Raw genomic sequence first — 20,362 nt, 5'->3', positions numbered from 1 at the left:
ATCCTATAAATCCTGATTCTGACGTAAGCATGAAACCAACATCTCAAACAGGTGCAGCATTCATCACCACCGGAACTTTAACAGGTGCGGGTATCTCCTCCACAGTCGGAGGTATGGGAATAGCTGGAGGCTTTGGTGGTGTGGGAATAGGTGCTGCTGCTGTAACTGTTGCCGGTGCGGTTGTTGGCGCTGCTGCTTATGGTGCTTTTAAAGGAATTATAGCAGGGGATAGCGCCGTTTTTGGTGCAATGGGTATTGGTGCTATTGGTGGTGTTGGCGTTTCTAATGTTATCGGTGGCATAGGATTTGTTGCACCTAAAATTGGTTTAGCTTTTGGTATTGGTACAGTATCAATGACAGGAATTGGTGCAGTTTTAGGACTTGCTGCTTATGGTGTGGCTAAATTATTAGATGATTCTGAATTTAGGGAAACTCCCATGCAAGTTTTTGAACGCATGGAAACAAAAGTTTTAAATAATGATGATTATTATTATTTAGAAGCATTACTAGAACTATCTGGTGATGATATAAATGCCAAATTTACAGCTTTAAAAATTGAGGAAGAATTAAAACAATTAAAGTCCAAAATCCAAGGTAAATCTCCTCAATTTAAACCAGAAGTTGAACCCAAAATATTAAATATAACTCCTCAAATAACGGAAGTTTGGCAATGTGTAAAAACTCTCAAAGGACACACAGCTACCGTGAATAGTCTTGCTATTCATCCTGATAATAAAACCTTAGTTAGTGGTAGCAATGACAGACAAGTTAATTTATGGAATTTGCAAACTGGAAAGTTGCTATATACTTTTTCTGGACAAGCTGAAGCTGTGTTATCTGTAGCTATTAGTCCCGACGGAAAACAGGTAATTAGTGGTAGTGTAGATCGGAAAATCAGCAGTTGGGAATTAGAAACAAAAAAATATAATTGCACATTCTCTTATTTAAGTTCTCCCTATAGTCATAATGGTTTTGTTAATGCACTTGTTTTCAGTCCCAATGGTAATATTATTGTTAGTGGTAGTACGGATAAAACTATCAGAGTTTGGGGAAGTTATACAGGAACGATTAAACACACTTTAAATGGACATACAGATGCAGTTTTAGCTATTGCTATTAGTCCTGATTCTACAACTCTTGTTAGTGGCAGTGCTGATAAAACTATCAGAATCTGGAATTTACAAACTGGTGAACCACTTTATACCATTAATCAGCATTTAGCCGCAGTAAATACATTAGCAATTACTGCCGATAATCAAACCCTGATTAGTGGTGGTGCAGATAGTACAATCAAATTATGGAATCTCCATACTGGGGAATTGCAATACACGTTCAATAAACACTCAACGGCTATTTCTGCGATCGCTATTCACCCTGATGGTAAAATTATTGCTAGTAGTAGTCAAGATGGAATTATCAAACTTTGGAATCTTGAAACTGGGGAATTGCTAGAAACTATTTCTGGGTTTAGTCCCCTAGCTTTCAGTCCAGATGGTAAAATATTGATTAGTGGTGGTAAAGGTGGCACTCTCAAGATTTGGCGGCAGGTTCACAGCAGTGATGATTTACCCTTAACTGGGGAATGGTGGGAAATTTTAGGCATAAAACCGAAAACTCACCCCAAAGATGTCAAACTTGCCTACTTGAGATTAGCCAGATTATATCATCCTGATATTAACACTTCTGTCAGTGCCAAAACTGCCATGCAAGCAGTCAATCAAGCATATCAAAAGTTTCAGCTTATGAATAGCTTGTAAAATATATATCGCTTCATCAGTATTAATACCTCAATTTTTTTTAATTGTTTATATTGCATATTCGGAAAAAACGTTATAAATTGTTAGGTTGTAGGGGAATAATATATTTTGTCATGTCAATGATCAATTCCTGATTAAGCAGATATACTCTATTGAGGTGATTTTACACGGAGAATAAAGTGCATTTTCAGAGATTGAAAAAACTGCTAAATATGATGCAGTTAGATTTTGACATTGACCGAGTTTTAGTATTTTGACTGGATTGATATTTGCTATTTCAAAGTTATCATGAAAAGGGCATAAAGAATAATTAAAGGTGCATCTACTCCCAACAAATCTACTATCCAAATGGAGTTAGTCTGGTAATGCAACTAAACAAATTAGAGACAAGTAAAAATATAGAAAATGAAGCTTGGCTTGCATTAGAGAATTCAATTCTCTACTACAAAGGTCAGCCAGTAGGAACTCTAGCGGCTTATGATTCATCCGTAGAAGCCCTAAATTACGACCAATGTTTTATCCGAGATTTTGTTTCTTCGGCTTTAATTTTTTTGATTAAAGGCAGAACAGATATTGTCAAAAATTTCCTAGAAGAAACATTAAAGTTGCAACCGAAAGAAAAGGCCTTAGATGCCTATAAACCCGGTAGAGGGCTAATTCCAGCCAGTTTCAAAGTTGTTTCTGCCAATGGGGAAGAATTTTTAGAAGCTGATTTTGGTGAACACGCTATTGCTAGAGTTACACCTGTAGATTCTTGTTTATGGTGGCTAATTTTATTACGGGCTTATGTCGTCGCTACAAATGATTCTTCCTTAGCTTATCAACCTGAATTCCAAACAGGAATTAGGTTAATTATGGATATCTGTTTGGCCAATCGTTTTGATATGTACCCCACGCTGTTAGTTCCTGACGGTGCTTGTATGATAGATAGACGCATGGGGATTTATGGCCATCCTTTAGAAATTCAAGTTCTATTTTTTGCGGCTTTACGGGCTGCGAGGGAATTACTAATTTGCACAGGGAATGGGGATATTATCGAAGCAATTGATAACCGCTTACCTTTATTGTGTGGACATATTCGTCAGCATTATTGGATAGATATTAATCGTCTGAATGCAATTTATCGCTTTAAAGGTGAAGAATACGGAAAAACTGCGGTCAATCTTTTCAATATTTATGCAGATTCTTTACCTTATTATGAATTAGATAAATGGCTACCGAAAAAAGGTGGTTATTTTGCGGGAAATGTTGGACCATCACAAATGGATACTCGGTTCTTTACTCTGGGAAATTTGATGGCTGTGATTTCTGATCTTTCTACTGAAGAACAGTCCCAAGCCATTATGAATCTGATCGAAAAACGATGGGATGATTTAGTAGGAGATATGCCTATTAAAATCTGTTATCCTGCCTTACAAGGTGAAGAATATCGAGTAGTCACAGGATGTGATCCCAAAAACATTCCTTGGTCATATCATAATGCCGGAAGTTGGCCTGTTTTAATGTGGATGTTAGCAGCAGCAGCAGTGAAAACCAAAAAACCACAGTTAGCAGAAAAAGCCATTGAAATTGCTACAGCTAGACTGAGTGAAGATGAATGGCCAGAATATTACGATGGTAAAAAAGGGAGATTAATTGGTAAACAAGCGAGGAAATATCAAACTTGGACAATTGCTGGGTTTTTATTAGCAAAGGAACTCATAGATAATCCTGATTATTTACCATTAATCAGTTTTGATAAATTACCTCCAGATGTGGTTTCTAGAGCCTGTGAATTTGAAGTTGGCAATATAGATCCTTATCTGTCTATGTAGTCAAATATCTGTTAACAATGAATATCTTTTCTTTAGCCTCTTTATAATTATATGGGGCTTTTTTTACATTGAAATTTTAGATCCTATAGAGGTTTAGCATTACTAAACCCTTACCTCAAAGAAACTTAACAATTAATCTTGGCGTTGAGTCAATAATTAAACAAAGATACTTTGGTAAATTAACGCCATGATAATTGCCGCAGTTGCACCAATCAAGGTATTAATAATATTGACAACTTCATTGGTAAGCCAAGTATATTTAGATTGCAAAGTTGCACCAATGACACTTTCTAAATTGGTAGCGATAAATGCAGCTAAGACAGTCCAAATTATTCCCAGAGGATTAATTAAATTTACTTCCCAACCAATGAGTGCGATCGCTATTGATGCTACCATACCAGCTAGAGTTCCTTCTAAACTTACCGCCCCTTCTGTCCCTCTAGGAACTGGTTGCAATGTCGTAATTAAAAAGGTGCTTTTACCATAAGCTTTACCAACTTCACTCGCGGTAGTATCAGATAGTTTAGTGCTAAAACTGGCGACATAACCCAAACATAGTAAATATTTAAAATCAGGGAAAAACAACAGTCCCAACGCACAGAAAGCCGCTATTAATGCTGAACCCCATACGTTTTCTGGACCTCTTGCACCGGCACGCTTTTCGGCAATTCCTGCGGCTTCTTTTTCGGCCATACCAATCCGTGTTACCCCAGAACCAACAAGAAAATAAAACACTACCACTAGATATCCTTGCCAACCTAGTGTTCCCCAAATGATAATTCCCAATAACCCAGCATTAAGTATACCTGCGGGCGTGAGCAACTTTTTCGGAATAATGGCTACTATTCCCAGTAAAATCGTATTTAAGCCTAATCCCATTAACCAGGGATTTAAAGAATCAATCAAAGACAACATGGCTGCTAAATTATGAGTATTTTTGCCATAATATTATCAGACATAACTGCTCAATCTATGAACAAAATTTTATTTCATCTCGCTTTTCCCGTTGCTGATATTCCCCAAACCAAAGCCTTTTATGTGGACGGTTTAGGCTGCATACCTGGAAGAGAAAGCCCTCATGCTTTGATTCTCAATCTTTATGGACATCAATTAGTAGCTCATGTTACCAAGGATATTTTAACACCACAAAAAGCCATTTATCCGCGACATTTTGGCCTAATTTTTACCAAAGAAGAAGATTGGCAAGAATTACTAGCAAGGGCAAAAAACAAAGATCTAAAATTTCGAGAAGAACCAAAAAACCGCTTTACTGATTCTCTCCTAGAACATCGCACTTTCTTTTTAGAAGACCCTTTTTATAACTTAATGGAATTTAAGTATTATTGTCATCCAAAGGCAATTTTTGAAGGTACTGAATATACTGCAATTGGTGATAAAACTTAGAGGGCAGTAAATAAGCAACATATACTCATAGTATAAATATTGTGAAGTGGGTAAAAACATCCACTTTTTTTATGCAAATTATCATAAACAGAACCAATTAATTATGACAAGTATCAATAGTATGATTTTTATGATTATAAAAATAGATATCTTAATGTTAATTCCATTGATAGATCTCATGAGGTACAAACTTGAATTATGAAACTCTTGTAGTGCGGGCATCTTGCCCGCTGGATATGTACCTCATAACACCGGAAAGTGCTGTATTCATAGTTTTGAAATTAATCTAATTCAGAGGGAACAGGGAACGGGCAACTTTCTCACAGGAAAAACTCATGTTTAAAAACATGAGATTGAAATAATGACACTGTTTTTTTCTGGCTACGCATCTTTTAAAAACATCTTTTTTTGGACAGAAGCTCTAAACTGGTGCAAATGAGTGTTTCTTATCTGTTCCCTTCTTTTGTAATGGAAATTAATTTCTAACAATACAAGGACAAGAATTTGTGGATAAAATTTTACTGAAAATTAGGACGAAAATATTCAAGAAAATTTATCAATATCCATTTTTTAAATATCAAGCTGATTGCTTTTATCAACAAGCTATAGAAAAAAATCTGCAAAATCTGCCTCTTCTTTCAGCACACGACATTGATTTAATTGAGATTATCAAAAGAGAAGGAGTTTTCATAACGACATTAGACAAATTGGGAATTACATCTACTATTGATATGTGGAAATCTGCCCAATACCTGATGCAAAAAATATCAGAGGATACATTTAATCATTCAGATCAAATTGTTGTTCATGCTAGTTCAGAACAAATTATGAAGTATCCCCAAATTTTCCTGTGGGGACTGGAACAAAGGTTACTGAATATAGTTGAAAATTATATTTGTCTACCAGTAGCTTATCAAGGTGTATATTTTCGTCGAGATATTGCCAATCAATTAGAAGCAGGTTCGAGATTATGGCACATAGATCAAGAAGATAGAAAAATTTTAAAGATTATCATTTACTTAAATGATGTTAGCGAAGATTATGGACCATTTCAATATATTCCTAAATCTTTAACCTCAAAAATATCTGATTCTTTAAAATACACATCTGGCTACATCCAAGATAAGATTATGCAAGGTGTTATATCTTCAGAAGTTTATAAATCATGTACGGGAATTGCTGGTACAGTCATCATTGCCGAGACTTCTAATATTTTTCATCGTGGTAAGCCACCTATAAATTCAGACAGATTTGCGATATTTTTTGATTACACTTCTAGACGATATAAACAAACATTATATGGTACATCTACTCTCGGATATAAAGATTTACTTTTACTGAGTAAGAATCTTTCAGAAACACAAAAAAAGTGCATTTTTTGGTAAATCCAAGTTCATGGTTTTAGTGGTGCTATTAAGGCTTTTGCTACTATTCTTAAAGCCCTAATATCTGTTAACATTAAAGGATGTAATATTACGGGTAAAATTACTTCTTTGTCTATACCAAGTTGCGAACTTTCCGCAGGTAAAATCATCAAATCATAAGGTGTCCAAATAGATGTAAAATTTAACTGCTTTAACATTTCGACATCAGAATTTAAATCATTGATAAAATCACTATTAGGACGCATTTGCACAGCACCAGCTAACCAAGTACCATAAGCAACTATAGTTCCTTTATGGGGTGAAGAAATGGTGATAAATCGCTGGACTCTATCTATTCCCCCCAACCGCTGAATATAATAACGGCTAACAAGACCACCCATGCTAAAACCAACTAAATCAAATGGTTGTTCTGCTTCAAAGGTAGTAGCTATATAATTAGCTACCTGCTGCGCTAATTTATCCAGAACCTCAGCACCATTATTAGGGACTAAATCCACCGTATGCACAGACAAACCTTGTTCTCTGAGATAAGATGCCATTTTATTGAAAACTGCCCCAGTATCGTTAATCCCATGCACTAATAAAACGGGATTTTGCTGTTTTGTTGCCATAATCTTGATTATTTATCTCAGTATTGTAATCGAAAATATATAAAATATACCAAATTTGTGACTGCCGAAAAATTATTAAGATTTATTAAATAAGTTCTCATAATCTTATAGTTATAATAAAATTTAATAATTAATTTGCGTTATTTACCGGATACCGTTGTTAACATAAAAAACCTAAAAATAATTACTAGTACAGTACAGCGTAAGTAAGATAACCATTAAAAGTCCCTAAAAAGCTTATACAATCTGCTTTTTAATTTTTAATTGTTAATTTTTAATTCCGCCCTGCGGTGCTAGTAGTAACCGTAGGCTTTTAATTAGCAAGCAGTAGGTCTAATAATTGACCGCAGATAACGCAATCAAATGTAATATTACACCGTGATTTTTAATAATTTCGGTCACGTTCTAGACTATTCAAACCAGGAGCATTTTTTATGGGCTTTATCAAAAATATCATTGCGGGTATCGTGGGTTTTATTACCGGACTTTTTGGTAAAAAAGGTAATAACTACTACTTAGAGCTAAAAGAAGAAGCTGAAGAAGCTAATGTTACTCAAGCACCAGCAACAGTAGCACCAAAAGCTGAACCAAAAGTTACACCAGCAGCAGTAAAAGTTATTAAGCCTGAACCCGTGAAAATATCAGTCCCCACGGAAACCAATTTTGCCACCAAATATCTCATTCCTCTGAATAGTCCTCGTCGTCGTCCAGGGGTAAATATGAATGTCTTTTTAGATATGGCCCGTCAAGTTAAAACTCCTGGATAAGTATCAAAACGATTATAAATCGTGGCTATACAGATAAAACTTATTTTACATTAGTCCACGCAGGTGGACTTTGTTTGTGTAGTAGCGATTTATGGGGACGTAGAAACCCATAGATACCCAACTTCTCTAAGAAGTCGGGTATCTGGCTGAATCTGTCTGAATCAATAACAATACCTGTTTCCACTATCAGGAGTGGGATTTTCCTTAGCGGTTCGCATTGCGCCTAATATAGTGGAAACAATAACGCAACGCTTGGCTTTTCCACCAGATTCACTAGATAGAGTGATTCGGCCAAATGGGGGTTTCACAGTCCCAATATGATCAAATGGGACTCGTCTCACGCCATTAGACAATTGTAATGTTGATTCCACCACATCTAACTGCACACTAGGATCTAAGTCATTCCATTTAGCATTAGATGGGTCAATTGTAGCCGGATGAACTGCCCATTGAACATTATTATTTTGTTCTCGGAAACTAGCGTGGTAAGTCAACTTTTCTTTTTTGGCTTGGCTTTGGGCTTCACGCATGGCTCGATAAACTTGATCTTGGGCAATATTTAAGTGCTGAGTCTTGATCAAAGCGAACCAGCTTGGTGCAGCTATTGCTGATAGTATACCAATCATTAATAGTGCTGTAATCGTTTCTATCAGAGTAAAACCGCTATTAGAGCGATTATTTTGTAAATAATTCATCCCTGACTATTTGCAAGCAAAACATATATATATTGCTATGTGGGATGATTTTTTATATGCCGTTTTTTTCTGAATTTTTGATTTTTTTATAGCTATTGTGAAATTATTACTTTATGAACCAGTGTCAAAAGTCGGACAATTAACTTTTTAAGTTAATGATTAATAGCCACTTTTTGCTCCTTGAACAATCGCATTAGCCGTGGGAAAATAACTTTTATTCATGTTCGTATATTTTATTCTATTTGGATCAATTTCTCTGCGAGCTAGGGCATTACCCCGAATAAATACCTTTGCTGTTGTATTGGATTTATCTACACAAGCATAAAACCCGGTCATACCATTACTTGGCGTTATTGTGCTTGGCGTTATTGTTGACCATGTAATGGGTGGTGTTGTGGTATTAGCTGGACAGGTGGCCGCTGGTGGAGAATCTGTGGTTTGATCTACGTAGTCAATTAACACATCAGCCGTATTACCACTACTATAATCTCCAGATTTCTGCCAATTGATCATGGCATCTTCTACAGTGTTGGATTGAGCTATATTAAAGGGATTAAAACCTGGATCAGGACAGTTATCAGCATTAACATACTTTTTAGTATATCCTGAACAAGTTACACCTCCTGTAGGAACTTCCACACCGTCTTTAACTTCCCATCTGGCGATACGAGCAGATTGTGACCAATTTGTGTTAGTATCTTTAATTAAATAATAAGCAACTAATGAATGTACAAAAGCATCATCTTTTCCTGACGCAGTGGGAATCACCTGACTAACAAAATTCCGTTTCCAAAAAACTAATATAGGAGTTTTAGTATTGTCATTTGGGTAACGCAGTTGAGATTTTATTTTGTCAATACCAGCAGCATCATAAATATAAATAGCTTCTTGTAAATCACGAGAAATATGATCCAGTGCTATTTGGATTTCTTGCTCAGAATTTATCTTAATTTGCTCATTGCTATCTGTGTTTATCACACTAATCATAAACTCTAGTAATAGTGTGATAATTATAGATGACATCGCTAAAGCTACTAACAATTCAACGAGAGTAAACCCAGCAGATTTATCAAGATATTTTGAGGCTTTGAATTGATTTTTGAATATAAATTGAAGTATCTTGATCATCATTGTATTGTCCTTTTTTAAATGCACCAAAGGCAGATTTTCAGATGTTTCTGATTTAGAGGGTGTTTGAAAAGTTATGGTTGATGTATCAAATATTTTTTACCCCACCCTTTTATTGTTTCCCCCCTTTACAAGGGGGGACTAAGGGGGGTAGCAATGTGATGAAAATTACGGAATACCACTTTTCAAACATCCTCTTAGATTAAATTATTGCACGGTGGGTATTTTACCCGCTTTTTATGTGAAAATTAATGATGAATTTGATTGGATTAACATCAGGGATAAACCAATTTATTGACAAGGTTGATTATTGAACGCAACCCAAGCGGGAACATAAACTGCCAAAAGTGGTACTACCGCTAATCTCAACTGTTGTTATCAAGATTGGCGCTTGTTTATTAACTAAAATACCACCTGTCCTAGACCCTAGAATAGTTTGATTAAAATTCAAATCTTCTCTATATACTCTAATCGCTAGACGATAGCCATCACTTGTTTTCGTACCTGCGGGCTTTATTTGAGCCGCTTGAATGTAAAATTCATCAAATGGGGCATCTTGTGGTTGACAAGTTGAAATTGGATTAATTAGATTGCAGTTAGCAATGATGCTGCTATCTTTCTTAAAGAAATACAAATCTGTATCTGTTTGTTGAGGAACCGGCATTGCTGTTTCTAGATTTATAGGAGTATTTGGAGTTTCTGTAATTACTTCAGTGGGCGCTGAAATTGAATTATTGCTGACACCATTAATAAATGTCTTAGCAGCTTGAACGGCTTTTTCCATACCTTTCGACTGCACCCGGACAGCCGTGGACATGACCAGGACGGGTGATATAGTAACCAATAGAATAGCAATGAAAACTACCCCTACTAGTACCTCAATAATTGTAAAACCAGAGTCATTGTAAGATAAATTTTTGGGCTGTGGTTTGGTTTTGATCATTGTTTCTCACCTCCTTATAAGTTTTATGATTGACAGCTATCAGGTCGTTGTTTTTGATCTCTTATGGCAAAGTTATTAGGATTAGAAGTCTCCTTAGCACATAACAAAGTTTGTACCCATGTATCATCTCTGCTAACTTCCCGTAAATATTCATCCGGTGGTTCAGGTGGTGTGACTGCGAGTTTACTGGCAAATAAGTCGGGTGACTGAAATAACAACCCTACATCGTAACTCCACTGTCTTGTCGGGGGATTATTAAGTGTCTGAGGTGGATTTGTCCCTGTAGCATAGGCACTCTTTTTTACCTGCATAAAAGCCCCATTTAGCTTAATTTTCCTACCACTCCAATTTTCTATAACGCGAACCAAGTTATTTAGACCACCATTATCTACTGTAGGTTTAGCAGGATTGTCACCAGCAGCAATAATCAGATTAAAAGTAGTATCATTCTTAGCTGTTTGTTGGCTACCTATTGTATAACCCAATTCCTTGAAGTCGAAGTCTCCAGAAAGCAAAGTAACAGCATCAGCTAAAATATTCGCAGGTCGCCATTCGTCACCTGTGGTACAATTAGGAAATCTGGAGTCACGAGAACGACAAGCAAAGTTATTATTAAAAGTGGTGCGAGTGTAGAAGTTATTCCAATCATCTGCAAGTGTTTGTGTAAATTCCTCTTGAGTGTGTAGATTAAAATCACCTTTAATATACGCTGGTAAGTTGGTAGCTAAAGTTAACCCCTTTTCCTCTTCCTTGTAGGTATTTGTTCGCCACAGTTTCCCGCCCTTAATGAGTATAATTGCACTGGGACGGCGTGTGGTGTCGTCTGAATAATCTACAGGACTTTCAAGTTTTCCAGCGTCGGTATTACCCGCACTGATATCTGGTAAAGCATCATCACGAGTCGCGTAAATAATACCGCTATTGGGTAATAAATATTCTGAACCACCAATGGTTTTTGTGCGTAGTAGATTCAAGTCTAAAACTGTAGCGCGAACTTTTTGATTTTCTCTCTGGTCAGAAAAGAAGGTTTCAAAAATTGCACCATGGGGAATAACGGAATTATTAGGATTAATACTACCATCTAGAATTTGTAGAGCGCAAATCTGAGCATCAATGGCAGACTGCTCTGATATAGTTCTATTTGTTGGTGCTAGTTTTTTTGCTAATGCTCTAGCTAGTAATCCATCATCTATCAAACGTCCATTATTATACCTTAACTCAGATAGATATGTCAAGACTGAAGAATAATAACTTTCCGTCCTAGTAGGTGCAGGATAAACTATACCCCTATTAGATTTACCATCTTCGTCTTTTTCAAGATTAGAAGCATCTGGTAAGCTGTTCATGTTTTTGTAGCTCCTATTATCAGTAGGATCGTAATAACTACTCACACAAGCTATAGGTTTGGGCGTTTGGGCATTGTAGTCAGTAGACTTGTAGTGATAAACTGCTGTAGCCCGCATTTTTAGATAAGGTGTTGTTGTATCCGTAGAACTTATTGTTCCTGCATTATCAGGCAATATTGTTTTTACGTTACTGTTAATACTACTAGGAGTATCATTTCTACTCAAATAAACACCTGCCCCCGTAACAACTCGTAAACCACCCACCGGATCTGTGGTGCTTGTTGGTACTTTGGCTGCTGCTAATTCCCAGTCTCCATCTCTTTCTGTAGAACCAATATCTGCTAAATTCCGTACTAAAGAGGGTCGTATCCGAGTTTGAGTAGTATCACTTGGTAAATCCCATGTAATGCCAGTAATATCTTGGGTATCCTCAGTGTATGAACCAATAAACTGATATGAACCAATAAACTGATTTTTACTTGTATCCCACCTCAGTTCGGGTAAATTGTTACTAACTAGAACTCTATCACCCAATAGTTTTTCTTTTCCGCTATTTTTCTTCAATTCTTTTGGGTCGCTGGCGTTGGGTTCTAAGGATGTTCCGCTAATGTTGAGTGATAGATTAGTATAACTACCACCTGTTTTACCGTCTGTTGGGTCCGTAGGATAAACCCAGCTATCAATGGGACGCAGGGTATTAGCAGATCCTTGTAATAATGGGTTAGGATATATTTCTGTAGCACCAAAAGCAACTTCTGTATAAGGTACACGACGAGTCCGTCTTTTAAAGTAAATTTCTAATTGTTGACGACGGTATTTAAGGCGCTCTGTACTGTCAAATGTTATTCCTAATGCTGTTTGTTTGAGTGCAAGACCGTTTGTAACTTCTGTTGGATCATTAGCACCTGTAGAATCAGCAGCAATTCGAGCATCAATTAATTTATTAATCCGCCTTATATAAGCTAGGTTATTATAGGCTGTATCTCTGGGACTATTTGTCACTGATTTTGTTAAAGAACCAGTAGTAACATTGGAGGTTTTACCTTGGTATAAATCAACAGTTGCTCCACCCGTATCACGTGCATCAGTAAACTTACCCAGAGCTAAATTACCACCAACAATAATTTTGGCATTTTTAGGTTTATAGAAACAGGACGCTTTACTACTAACTTGATATAATCTAAGATTACTAATATTACTAACACTTCCAGCAGCCAGTAAATTACTATTTGTAAAAACCCCACCATTCAAATTTGTAGAAGAATTTAATTCTAGATCATCGTCATAAACAACAGCATTGTTATTTGTTGGTGTTTGTACCCTGTCTTGTTGATACTCTACAGCCCCGGCTAGACTATTAGGGATATCACGATTATATACTTCATAGTTAGTATTGGGAGGATCAGTAATTCTGGCTACAGCGGTATAAACAAAAAAGGCTTTCTTGATTTCATTATCTTGTCTCACCCAACCAGTATTACCTACTAAACTGGTGTTGGTACTTCCACAATTAGCATTTAATGTCCCTTTGACTATTGGTACATTTCTGGCTTCTAAAGCATTTCTGGCTCTGCTATACTGACCATTTACCACGGGTGGAGTTTTAAAATAAATACCATAGAGGGTATAGCTATCAAATTCCCCGTTGCTGTCAGTATCAACAGGAAACCTCCAAGCTGTTTGTAGTGATGGTTGTCCTTGTAAAGATAGTGTTAGTTTAGTTTCATCACTAAATGTATATTTATCTATATTATTAACAAGAGCATTATATAGATCATCGTCTGTTGGTGTAGTTTTCGACAGAGTTTTATCCTGCAATAATTTACTAATTTTTGCTTTACTTCTATCAATTGCTGGAGTAGCAGCAGTGATAACAGACTCATTGACACGGACATTATTAGCATTTTTCAGGCGGTCAAAGGAGCGGAACATGATAGCAGTGGTTAATAAAACTACTACTACCGATACCATTACCACTGTTGGCAATACGAAACCTGCATTTGCGGACTGCTGTTGTTTTTGACTACTAAAAACAGTTCGCAATAACCAAATGAGTTGTTTTTTTATATTTGCTAAAAACCGCCGGATAAATCTTGTGGAGTTTTTTGTGATTATTTGCAATGGGTGACGTTTTTGAGACATGACTGCTTCCCTGATAAATAATTGAGCGGGTAGGGGTTTAGCAATGCTCATAGGTGTCAACTTAAGCTACAAATGGCTTATTTGTTTGGCTTCCACACCCGCCCAGAAATGAATTTCACAGGCTAATAGCCAAAGTAAACTAAAGTTTACTAAACAATTTTCAGGTTTTTTAGTCATCAAAAGACAACTTCCGCTATTAGACTGGGAATGAATTCCCAATCGGGCTATGGGTTTTACGTTAAGTTGACACCCATGAGCTTTTGCTTTACCCCTACAAATCTAGGTTTTTCGTGATTTTACAAAAGTCCATGTCCCAACCGTTTTGAGTATATATTGGTGGGAGCAACTACTGGAGTTTTATGGGAATAGTTGCCTATTTCTATTCATCGTATTTCTTTTATAGCATTGTTGATACCCAAGTTCTAAACTGGAAAATACTGAATTTTTCAACTGCAAATACTATATTTCTCCTGAATACTGATAATATACCCACTTGCTTAGACAATTGCACCAACAATTATATAAATTTTTGATAAAGCAACAGCAACCCAAGGCTCATGTTGGGTTATGGCTTCACCCCCCGTCAGGGATACGTACCTCAACCCAATCTACAAATCAAGACTTTTTTCGATTTGAACAAGGTATTGATCAAGCAAAATTGGCGGTTAGAAACCGCATCTACACAAGCAAAGTCCATCTGCGTGGACTAATGCAAAATTAAACTTTTTGTAATTGCGCTACTCTGGGGTCTACTATTTTTTGTCCTAAACTCAGGAATTTAATCGCTACAGAAACCTTATTTCCTTCTCCGAAAATGTGAGTAATTTCCCCAAGCCCAAAGGACTTATGCAATACTCTGTCACCTACTTGCCAAATCCCAGAAGTGCTTTGTTTACTAGGAGTTGCAGAGGTAGTTTTAGTAGAACTACGTGTAACTTTATTTTGGGTAGTTAATAATTCTGCTGGTATTTCATCGAGAAATTGCGATCGCATTGCCGGTTCTCTAGACCCATATAAACGCCGTTCTCTGGCATAGGATAAGAATAAACGTTCTTGAGCGCGAGTAATACCAACATAACACAAACGCCGTTCCTCTTCTAACAATGAAGGATCTTGTAAGGAACGATAACCCGGAAAAAGCCCCTGTTCTAAACCCACCAAAAAGACAACCGGAAACTCCAACCCTTTAGAAGCGTGTAAGGTCATTAGCGAAACTGCTGTTTGTCCCTCTTTTAAATTATCTAAATCAGAACTCAGCGCAGCACTTTGTAAAAATGCTTGTAAGGAAATATCTTCACCCTCATTTTCTTCTTGAAATTGCAACATAGCATTATGCAATTCATTGACGTTACTGATTCTATTATCAGCTTCATCTGTCCCTTGATCTTGTAATTCCTTAATATAACCAGAATCTTCTAAAATGCCTTGTAAGATTTCCGAACCGGGAACTACTTTGATTTGTTCTTGACGATTGTAAATCATGGCTGCAAAATTATTTACAGCTTTCGCCGAACGTCCTGCTAAAGTATTTACAGATGTTTCATCACTTAATATTTCCCATAAAGTTGTTCCTAATTGCTGGGAAGCATTCACCAAAGCATCCACAGTAGCCTTACCAATGCCCCTGCGCGGTGTGTTAATCACCCGTAATAAACTTACAGTATCAGCAGGGTTATTAATTGCCCTTAAATATGCCACAGCATCTTTAATTTCTTTACGATCATAAAATTTCATTCCTCCCACAACCGTATAAGGAATTTGATATTTTACTAATAATTCTTCAAAAGGTCGAGATTGGGCATTAGTTCGATATAAAATTGCAAAGTTACCCCAATTTAATTCCGGGTGTTGATTTTCTAAATTTCTAATTTGGTTAATCACAAAAGCCGCTTCTGCCATTTCTTCATCAGCTTTATGACAATAAATTGCTTCCCCTGGTTCTCTTGTGGCTTTGAGAATTTTATCAATGCGTTGAGTGTTATTTTCAATTAATTCATTAGCAGCTTGGAGAATATTTTCACAAGAACGATAATTCTCTTCTAATTTCACCATAGAACGAGTATCATCATCTGCCAAACCATCGCCAAAATTTTCCTGAAATTCTAGCAAAATGGTAAAATCTGCCATTCTAAAACTGTAAATTGACTGGTCAGCATCACCAACCACAAACACAGACCGATTTTGCCATTTCCATTCACTTTTACGGCTTTCTCCATTTGTGACCAAAAGCTGAATTAAATCATATTGAGTCCTGTTGGTATCTTGATATTCATCAACTAGAATATGACAGAATTTCCGATACCAATAACTTAGAACTTTTTCATTTTGTTGAAATAATCTCGTCGGAATTAAAATTAAATCATCAAAATCTAAAGCGTTATTTTGGGAAAGTTTATCTTGATAGCGATTATAGACATCAGCTATGACTCTACCGCGATAGTTGGGCTGTTCGCTTTCAAATTGTTGGGGAGAAAATCCTTGATTTTTAGCATTACTAATGGCGTAGCGTACAGACTTGGGTTCAAATTTCTTACTATCTAAATTTAAATCTTTAGTAACTATTTCTTTAATTACACTTTGCACATCGGATTCATCAAAGATAGAAAAGTTTTTATCCCATTTTCTGCCTTTTTCATCTTGATACTTTTCGATATCAAATCGCAGAATCCGTGAAAATAAACTGTGAAAAGTTCCACACCACATATCTTTAATTTTAGTGCGGTAAACCTCTGATTTTAGTAAGCTTTGTTGATATTCTGTCAGCAAATCAAACTTTTTACCATGTTGCGATATGGCTAATTGTTCAGCAAATATCCTTTGAATTCTATCCTTCATTTCCCTAGCGGCTTTGTTGGTAAATGTCACCGCGAGGATATTTTCAGGATTAACACCATGTTTGAGAATCAAATTAGCAATGCGGTAAGTAAGCGCACGGGTTTTCCCTGAACCAGCGCCAGCCACCACCAACAATGGTCCGCAGTGGTGTTCTACGGCTTGACGTTGACTAGGGTTAAGGTGACTCAGGAAATCAATATTTGTGGTCATAAACTATAAAAATGATGAAAAGGACAATTTGTTATCGGGTTAATCGGTAAGGGTAAAACTCAGTACAAAGAATAAAACGAAAGCAGCATAATGGGGCAAAAACAATAAAAACTTACTTAAATTGCTAAAGTTTGAGAAAATTTGATATAATGTTAAGCTATTTAGTTTTATTCTTGCTTCCTAACTAGCAACTTAATGTTACTAGACTTTGTGTAAAGTTTTGTCATACTGTGAAGAACTGTAGATGTAAGATAAACCATAATCCCTAATCTCTCACCCTGATTAATGAGAGAAAGTACCGATTAACAGCCTTTTGGTTGTAAATATCTAGGTAAGAAACTCAAATTTCAAAATCATGGAAACGAAAATGCAAGAACCAGAATTTAAAGAAACCCAGTCTAAAGAAACAACCATACCCGAAATTAACACCCAAACCGGGAGTTTGACCAAACTTCAGCCTCCTATGCAGCCTCAAGACGAGTGGCTGAAATACGGACAACAGATTTCCGGTTTTCTGGGGACATTACCAGACTATGTAGGTAAATTCTTTGGTCAATATCAGCAACCTATTGTCAGTATTGGTTTAGTAGTGACAGCAGTAGTCACAGTTAAGGTACTATTGGCTGTATTAGATGCTCTTAATGATGTTCCTTTAGTAGCACCTACCTTTGAATTAATTGGTATTGGTTATTCTGTGTGGTTTGTCTATCGCTATTTACTCAAAGCCTCCAGCAGACAAGAGTTATCTGGGGAAATTACCACCCTCAAATCCCAAGTTGTCGGTAAGCACACTTCTAAATCTTAACTCACAACTTTAGACAAATTTAGATCCCCGACTTCTTAAAGAAGTCGGGGATCTTTTTTCTTTTTTACAAAGCCAAGAGTTCGTTGTTTTTTTGTGAATTTAGAATATTTCACATACGTAAGTCCAAATATGTGTTACAAAAAGATTATTTATAACTTAAAGATCACGGTTGTGTTTACAAATAACACATCTTACCAGCGGTATTTATTCGAGAAATAGGATAATTTTTGATTTCGATGTCATCAGAGTGCATTTCAACGCACTTTTCCGGGCAGGTGTGAAAGCTTAGTTACCAAGTGAAAAGGAAAAAAATATGTTTAGCAACTCTTTTCTCCGTCAAACCGCGACAACTATTGTTTTTATTGATGCCTCCGTTTCCGACTATCAGACCCTACAAACAGGAGTTGTAGAGGGTGTAAAATCAGTTATTATTTCCCCAAATCAAGACGGGATTGAGCAAATTAGCCAAATTTTACAACAACATCCCCACATCACCACCATTCACATCCTTTCCCACGGTGCGCCGGGATGCTTGTATTTAGGAAATAGTCAATTAAACTTAACCAATATTCACAATTACACCCAACAGTTACAACACTGGCAACGTCAGAATATTTTACTATATGGCTGTAACGTTGCTGCCGGGGACGCTGGGGAAGAGTTTATTCACAAATTACATCAAATTACCAACGCCACCATTAGCGCCTCCACAACAAAAACCGGCAATGCAGCATTAGGGGGAAATTGGGAATTAGAGGTGAATATTCCCGTTACAGAGACATTCCATGGAACATCTCTACATTTGTCAGATATTGTTGCAGACACCCTCCACAGCTACCAGGGAGTATTTGCACCCACCCTCAAGGGCAATTATGATACTTCTGGCGTTGCTTTTGGTGTGCAAGTGGTGGGTAACTACGCTTATGTTGCTGATTATTATTCAGGACTACAAATCATAGATATTAGCAACCCCACTACCCCCACCCTCAAGGGCAATTATGATACTTCTGGCGTTGCTACAGGTGTGCAAGTGGTGGGCAACTACGCTTATGTTGCTGATCAGTTGTCAGGACTACAAATCATAGATATTAGCAACCCCACTACCCCCATCCTCAAGGGCAATTATGATACATCTGGCGCGGCTCTGGGTGTGCAAGTGGTGGGTAACTACGCCTATGTTGCTGATGTTTATTCAGGACTACAAATCATAGATATTAGCAACCCCACTACCCCCACCCTCAAGGGCAATTATGATACTTCTGGCTGGGCTCGGGGTGTGCAAGTGGTGGGTAACTATGCTTATGTGGCTGATACTCATTCAGGACTACAAATAATAGACATCAGCAACCCCACAAACCCCACCCTCAAGGGCAATTATTATACTTCTGGCAATGCTTTAGGTGTGCAAGTGGTGGGTAACTATGCTTATGTGGCTGATGAGTCTTCAGGACTACAAATCATAGATATTAGCAACCCCACTACTCATAGATATTAGCAACCCCACTACCCCCACCCTCAAGGGCAATTATGATACTTCTAGCTATGCTTATGGTGTGCAAGTGGTGGGTAACTACGCTTATGTTGCTGATGCTGGTTCAGGACTACAAATCATAGACGTGAGTGAGTTTAGTAACAAAACACCCACCAACCTCACACTATCCACCAGTACAATTGCCGAAAACCAAGTTATTGGTACAGTGGTTGGTAATCTCACCACCACAGACCCAGATACAGGAAACACCTTTACTTATAGCTTAGTTACCGGAGACGGTGCAACAGATAATAGTTTATTTACCACTACTGGAAACCAACTTAAAACCAACGCTGTCTTTGACTTTGAAACCAAAAACAGTTATAGCATTAGAGTTAAAACCACAGACCAAGGTGGGTTATCCTTTGAGAAACAATTAAACATCAGTGTAACTGATCTTAACGATAACGAAAGCTTTACCACCACAGCCCAACAAGATATCATAGATGCTGAATATGGAGATGGCACAGATACCTTAATTATCAGCGGAGGGACAGTTAATGATATTATCTCCATAGATACCAGTAACACCACCAATCAATTAGATATTCCTGGGACAACAGTATTCGGATTTGAACGCTTTGATTTAAGTGGCTTTACAGGTACAGTCAGCTTTGATGGTACTACTGGTAATGATTGGGTTAAGGGTGGTACAGGAAACGATGATTTAACCGGTGGAGATGGTAATGACTACTTGAACGGGGGAACAGGTACAGACTTTTTAATCGGTGGTAAAGGAAATGATACCTTTGTCGTAGACAATATTGGCGATATCATTGCTGAAGGTTTAAATAGTGGAATAGATACCGTTGAATCTTCTATTACTTGGACATTAAAAACCAACTTAGAAAACCTCACCTTAACCGGAACAACCGCTATTAACGGTACAGGTAATAACCTGAATAATATCATTACAGGTAACACTGGTAATAACGTTCTTAATGGTGGTGCTGGTGCAGATACCCTCATTGGTGGCGCTGGTAATGATT

Annotated in this window: 15 protein-coding genes; 8 read left to right on the top strand and 7 right to left on the bottom strand. The window is 37.1% G+C overall.

The window, feature by feature from the left end; genetic code table 11:
- The first annotated feature begins 29 nt into the window (after positions 1-29).
- On the top strand, positions 30-1,757 hold the full coding sequence (locus tag AN490_RS19075) for a DnaJ domain-containing protein (RefSeq protein ID WP_300006478.1): 1,728 nt from the start codon (positions 30-32) through the stop codon (positions 1,755-1,757).
- 365 nt (positions 1,758-2,122) lie between these two features.
- On the top strand, positions 2,123-3,571 hold the full coding sequence (locus tag AN490_RS19070; RefSeq protein ID WP_015080211.1) for a glycoside hydrolase 100 family protein: 1,449 nt from the start codon (positions 2,123-2,125) through the stop codon (positions 3,569-3,571).
- 156 nt (positions 3,572-3,727) lie between these two features.
- Here the strand turns inward: AN490_RS19070 and AN490_RS19065 are convergent, their stop codons facing one another.
- A complete protein-coding gene (locus AN490_RS19065; protein ID WP_300006477.1) occupies positions 3,728-4,486 on the bottom strand; it encodes a TIGR00297 family protein in 759 nt (252 codons plus the stop codon).
- 57 nt (positions 4,487-4,543) lie between these two features.
- On the opposite strand from AN490_RS19065, the gene AN490_RS19060 reads away from it, so the two are divergent.
- Both AN490_RS19060 and AN490_RS19055 read left to right on the top strand, forming a co-directional pair.
- Positions 4,544-4,975, top strand: coding sequence for a VOC family protein (locus AN490_RS19060; RefSeq protein ID WP_015080209.1), 432 nt, complete (start codon positions 4,544-4,546; stop codon positions 4,973-4,975).
- A 506-nt stretch (positions 4,976-5,481) separates the two neighbouring features.
- Positions 5,482-6,360: a 2OG-Fe(II) oxygenase gene (locus tag AN490_RS19055; protein WP_300006476.1), complete on the top strand. Its 879-nt coding sequence runs from the start codon at positions 5,482-5,484 to the stop codon at positions 6,358-6,360.
- Between the two features lie 8 nt (positions 6,361-6,368).
- Here the strand turns inward: AN490_RS19055 and AN490_RS19050 are convergent, their stop codons facing one another.
- On the bottom strand, positions 6,369-6,971 hold the full coding sequence (locus AN490_RS19050; protein ID WP_015080207.1) for an alpha/beta fold hydrolase: 603 nt from the start codon (positions 6,969-6,971) through the stop codon (positions 6,369-6,371).
- Positions 6,972-7,405: 434 nt separating this feature from the next.
- Between AN490_RS19050 and AN490_RS19045 the strand changes: the two genes are divergently transcribed.
- On the top strand, positions 7,406-7,738 hold the full coding sequence (locus tag AN490_RS19045; protein ID WP_168652044.1) for a hypothetical protein: 333 nt from the start codon (positions 7,406-7,408) through the stop codon (positions 7,736-7,738).
- A 161-nt stretch (positions 7,739-7,899) separates the two neighbouring features.
- Here the strand turns inward: AN490_RS19045 and AN490_RS19040 are convergent, their stop codons facing one another.
- The 5 genes from AN490_RS19040 to pcrA form a co-directional block, all read right to left on the bottom strand.
- The gene (locus AN490_RS19040) at positions 7,900-8,433 is read right to left on the bottom strand and encodes a type II secretion system protein (protein WP_300006475.1); all 534 of its coding nucleotides are present in this window, start codon (positions 8,431-8,433) and stop codon (positions 7,900-7,902) included.
- A 159-nt stretch (positions 8,434-8,592) separates the two neighbouring features.
- Positions 8,593-9,564, bottom strand: coding sequence for a hormogonium polysaccharide secretion pseudopilin HpsC (gene hpsC, locus AN490_RS19035; protein ID WP_366925055.1), 972 nt, complete (start codon positions 9,562-9,564; stop codon positions 8,593-8,595).
- A gap of 304 nt (positions 9,565-9,868) precedes the next feature.
- Positions 9,869-10,504: a type II secretion system protein gene (locus AN490_RS19030; RefSeq protein ID WP_300006474.1), complete on the bottom strand. Its 636-nt coding sequence runs from the start codon at positions 10,502-10,504 to the stop codon at positions 9,869-9,871.
- Between the two features lie 23 nt (positions 10,505-10,527).
- Positions 10,528-14,043, bottom strand: a complete 3,516-nt coding sequence (gene hpsA, locus AN490_RS19025; RefSeq protein WP_300006473.1) for a hormogonium polysaccharide biosynthesis protein HpsA — start codon at positions 14,041-14,043, stop codon at positions 10,528-10,530.
- 666 nt (positions 14,044-14,709) lie between these two features.
- A complete protein-coding gene (gene pcrA, locus AN490_RS19020) occupies positions 14,710-17,037 on the bottom strand; it encodes a DNA helicase PcrA (RefSeq protein ID WP_300006472.1) in 2,328 nt (775 codons plus the stop codon).
- A 355-nt stretch (positions 17,038-17,392) separates the two neighbouring features.
- Between pcrA and AN490_RS19015 the strand changes: the two genes are divergently transcribed.
- The 3 genes from AN490_RS19015 to AN490_RS19005 form a co-directional block, all read left to right on the top strand.
- A complete protein-coding gene (locus tag AN490_RS19015; protein ID WP_300006471.1) occupies positions 17,393-17,842 on the top strand; it encodes a CAAD domain-containing protein in 450 nt (149 codons plus the stop codon).
- Between the two features lie 313 nt (positions 17,843-18,155).
- On the top strand, positions 18,156-19,337 hold the full coding sequence (locus tag AN490_RS19010) for a DUF4347 domain-containing protein (protein WP_300006470.1): 1,182 nt from the start codon (positions 18,156-18,158) through the stop codon (positions 19,335-19,337).
- Positions 19,338-19,401: 64 nt separating this feature from the next.
- On the top strand, positions 19,402-20,362 hold a 961-nt coding region (locus AN490_RS19005; RefSeq protein WP_300006469.1), incomplete at its 3' end, for a cadherin domain-containing protein.

This window comes from Anabaena sp. AL09 (assembly GCF_001672255.1).
Classification (GTDB): Bacteria; Cyanobacteriota; Cyanobacteriia; order Cyanobacteriales; family Nostocaceae; genus Dolichospermum; species Dolichospermum lemmermannii.
The sequence above is the reverse complement of the archived record's forward strand: the minus strand, read 5'-3'. Positions and strand labels throughout refer to the sequence as shown.

Excerpts from the sequence above, each read along its gene's own strand:
- AN490_RS19075 (WP_300006478.1), top strand. The coding sequence starts at position 30 with ATGAAACCAACATCTCAAACAGGTGCAGCATTCATCACCACCGGAACT.
- AN490_RS19070 (WP_015080211.1), top strand. The coding sequence starts at position 2,123 with ATGCAACTAAACAAATTAGAGACAAGTAAAAATATAGAAAATGAAGCT.
- AN490_RS19065 (WP_300006477.1), bottom strand. The coding sequence starts at position 4,486 with ATGTTGTCTTTGATTGATTCTTTAAATCCCTGGTTAATGGGATTAGGC.
- AN490_RS19060 (WP_015080209.1), top strand. The coding sequence starts at position 4,544 with ATGAACAAAATTTTATTTCATCTCGCTTTTCCCGTTGCTGATATTCCC.
- AN490_RS19050 (WP_015080207.1), bottom strand. The coding sequence starts at position 6,971 with ATGGCAACAAAACAGCAAAATCCCGTTTTATTAGTGCATGGGATTAAC.
- AN490_RS19045 (WP_168652044.1), top strand. The coding sequence starts at position 7,406 with ATGGGCTTTATCAAAAATATCATTGCGGGTATCGTGGGTTTTATTACC.
- AN490_RS19040 (WP_300006475.1), bottom strand. The coding sequence starts at position 8,433 with ATGAATTATTTACAAAATAATCGCTCTAATAGCGGTTTTACTCTGATA.
- hpsC (WP_366925055.1), bottom strand. The coding sequence starts at position 9,564 with ATGATGATCAAGATACTTCAATTTATATTCAAAAATCAATTCAAAGCC.
- AN490_RS19030 (WP_300006474.1), bottom strand. The coding sequence starts at position 10,504 with ATGATCAAAACCAAACCACAGCCCAAAAATTTATCTTACAATGACTCT.
- hpsA (WP_300006473.1), bottom strand. The coding sequence starts at position 14,043 with ATGAGCATTGCTAAACCCCTACCCGCTCAATTATTTATCAGGGAAGCA.
- pcrA (WP_300006472.1), bottom strand. The coding sequence starts at position 17,037 with ATGACCACAAATATTGATTTCCTGAGTCACCTTAACCCTAGTCAACGT.
- AN490_RS19015 (WP_300006471.1), top strand. The coding sequence starts at position 17,393 with ATGGAAACGAAAATGCAAGAACCAGAATTTAAAGAAACCCAGTCTAAA.
- AN490_RS19010 (WP_300006470.1), top strand. The coding sequence starts at position 18,156 with ATGTTTAGCAACTCTTTTCTCCGTCAAACCGCGACAACTATTGTTTTT.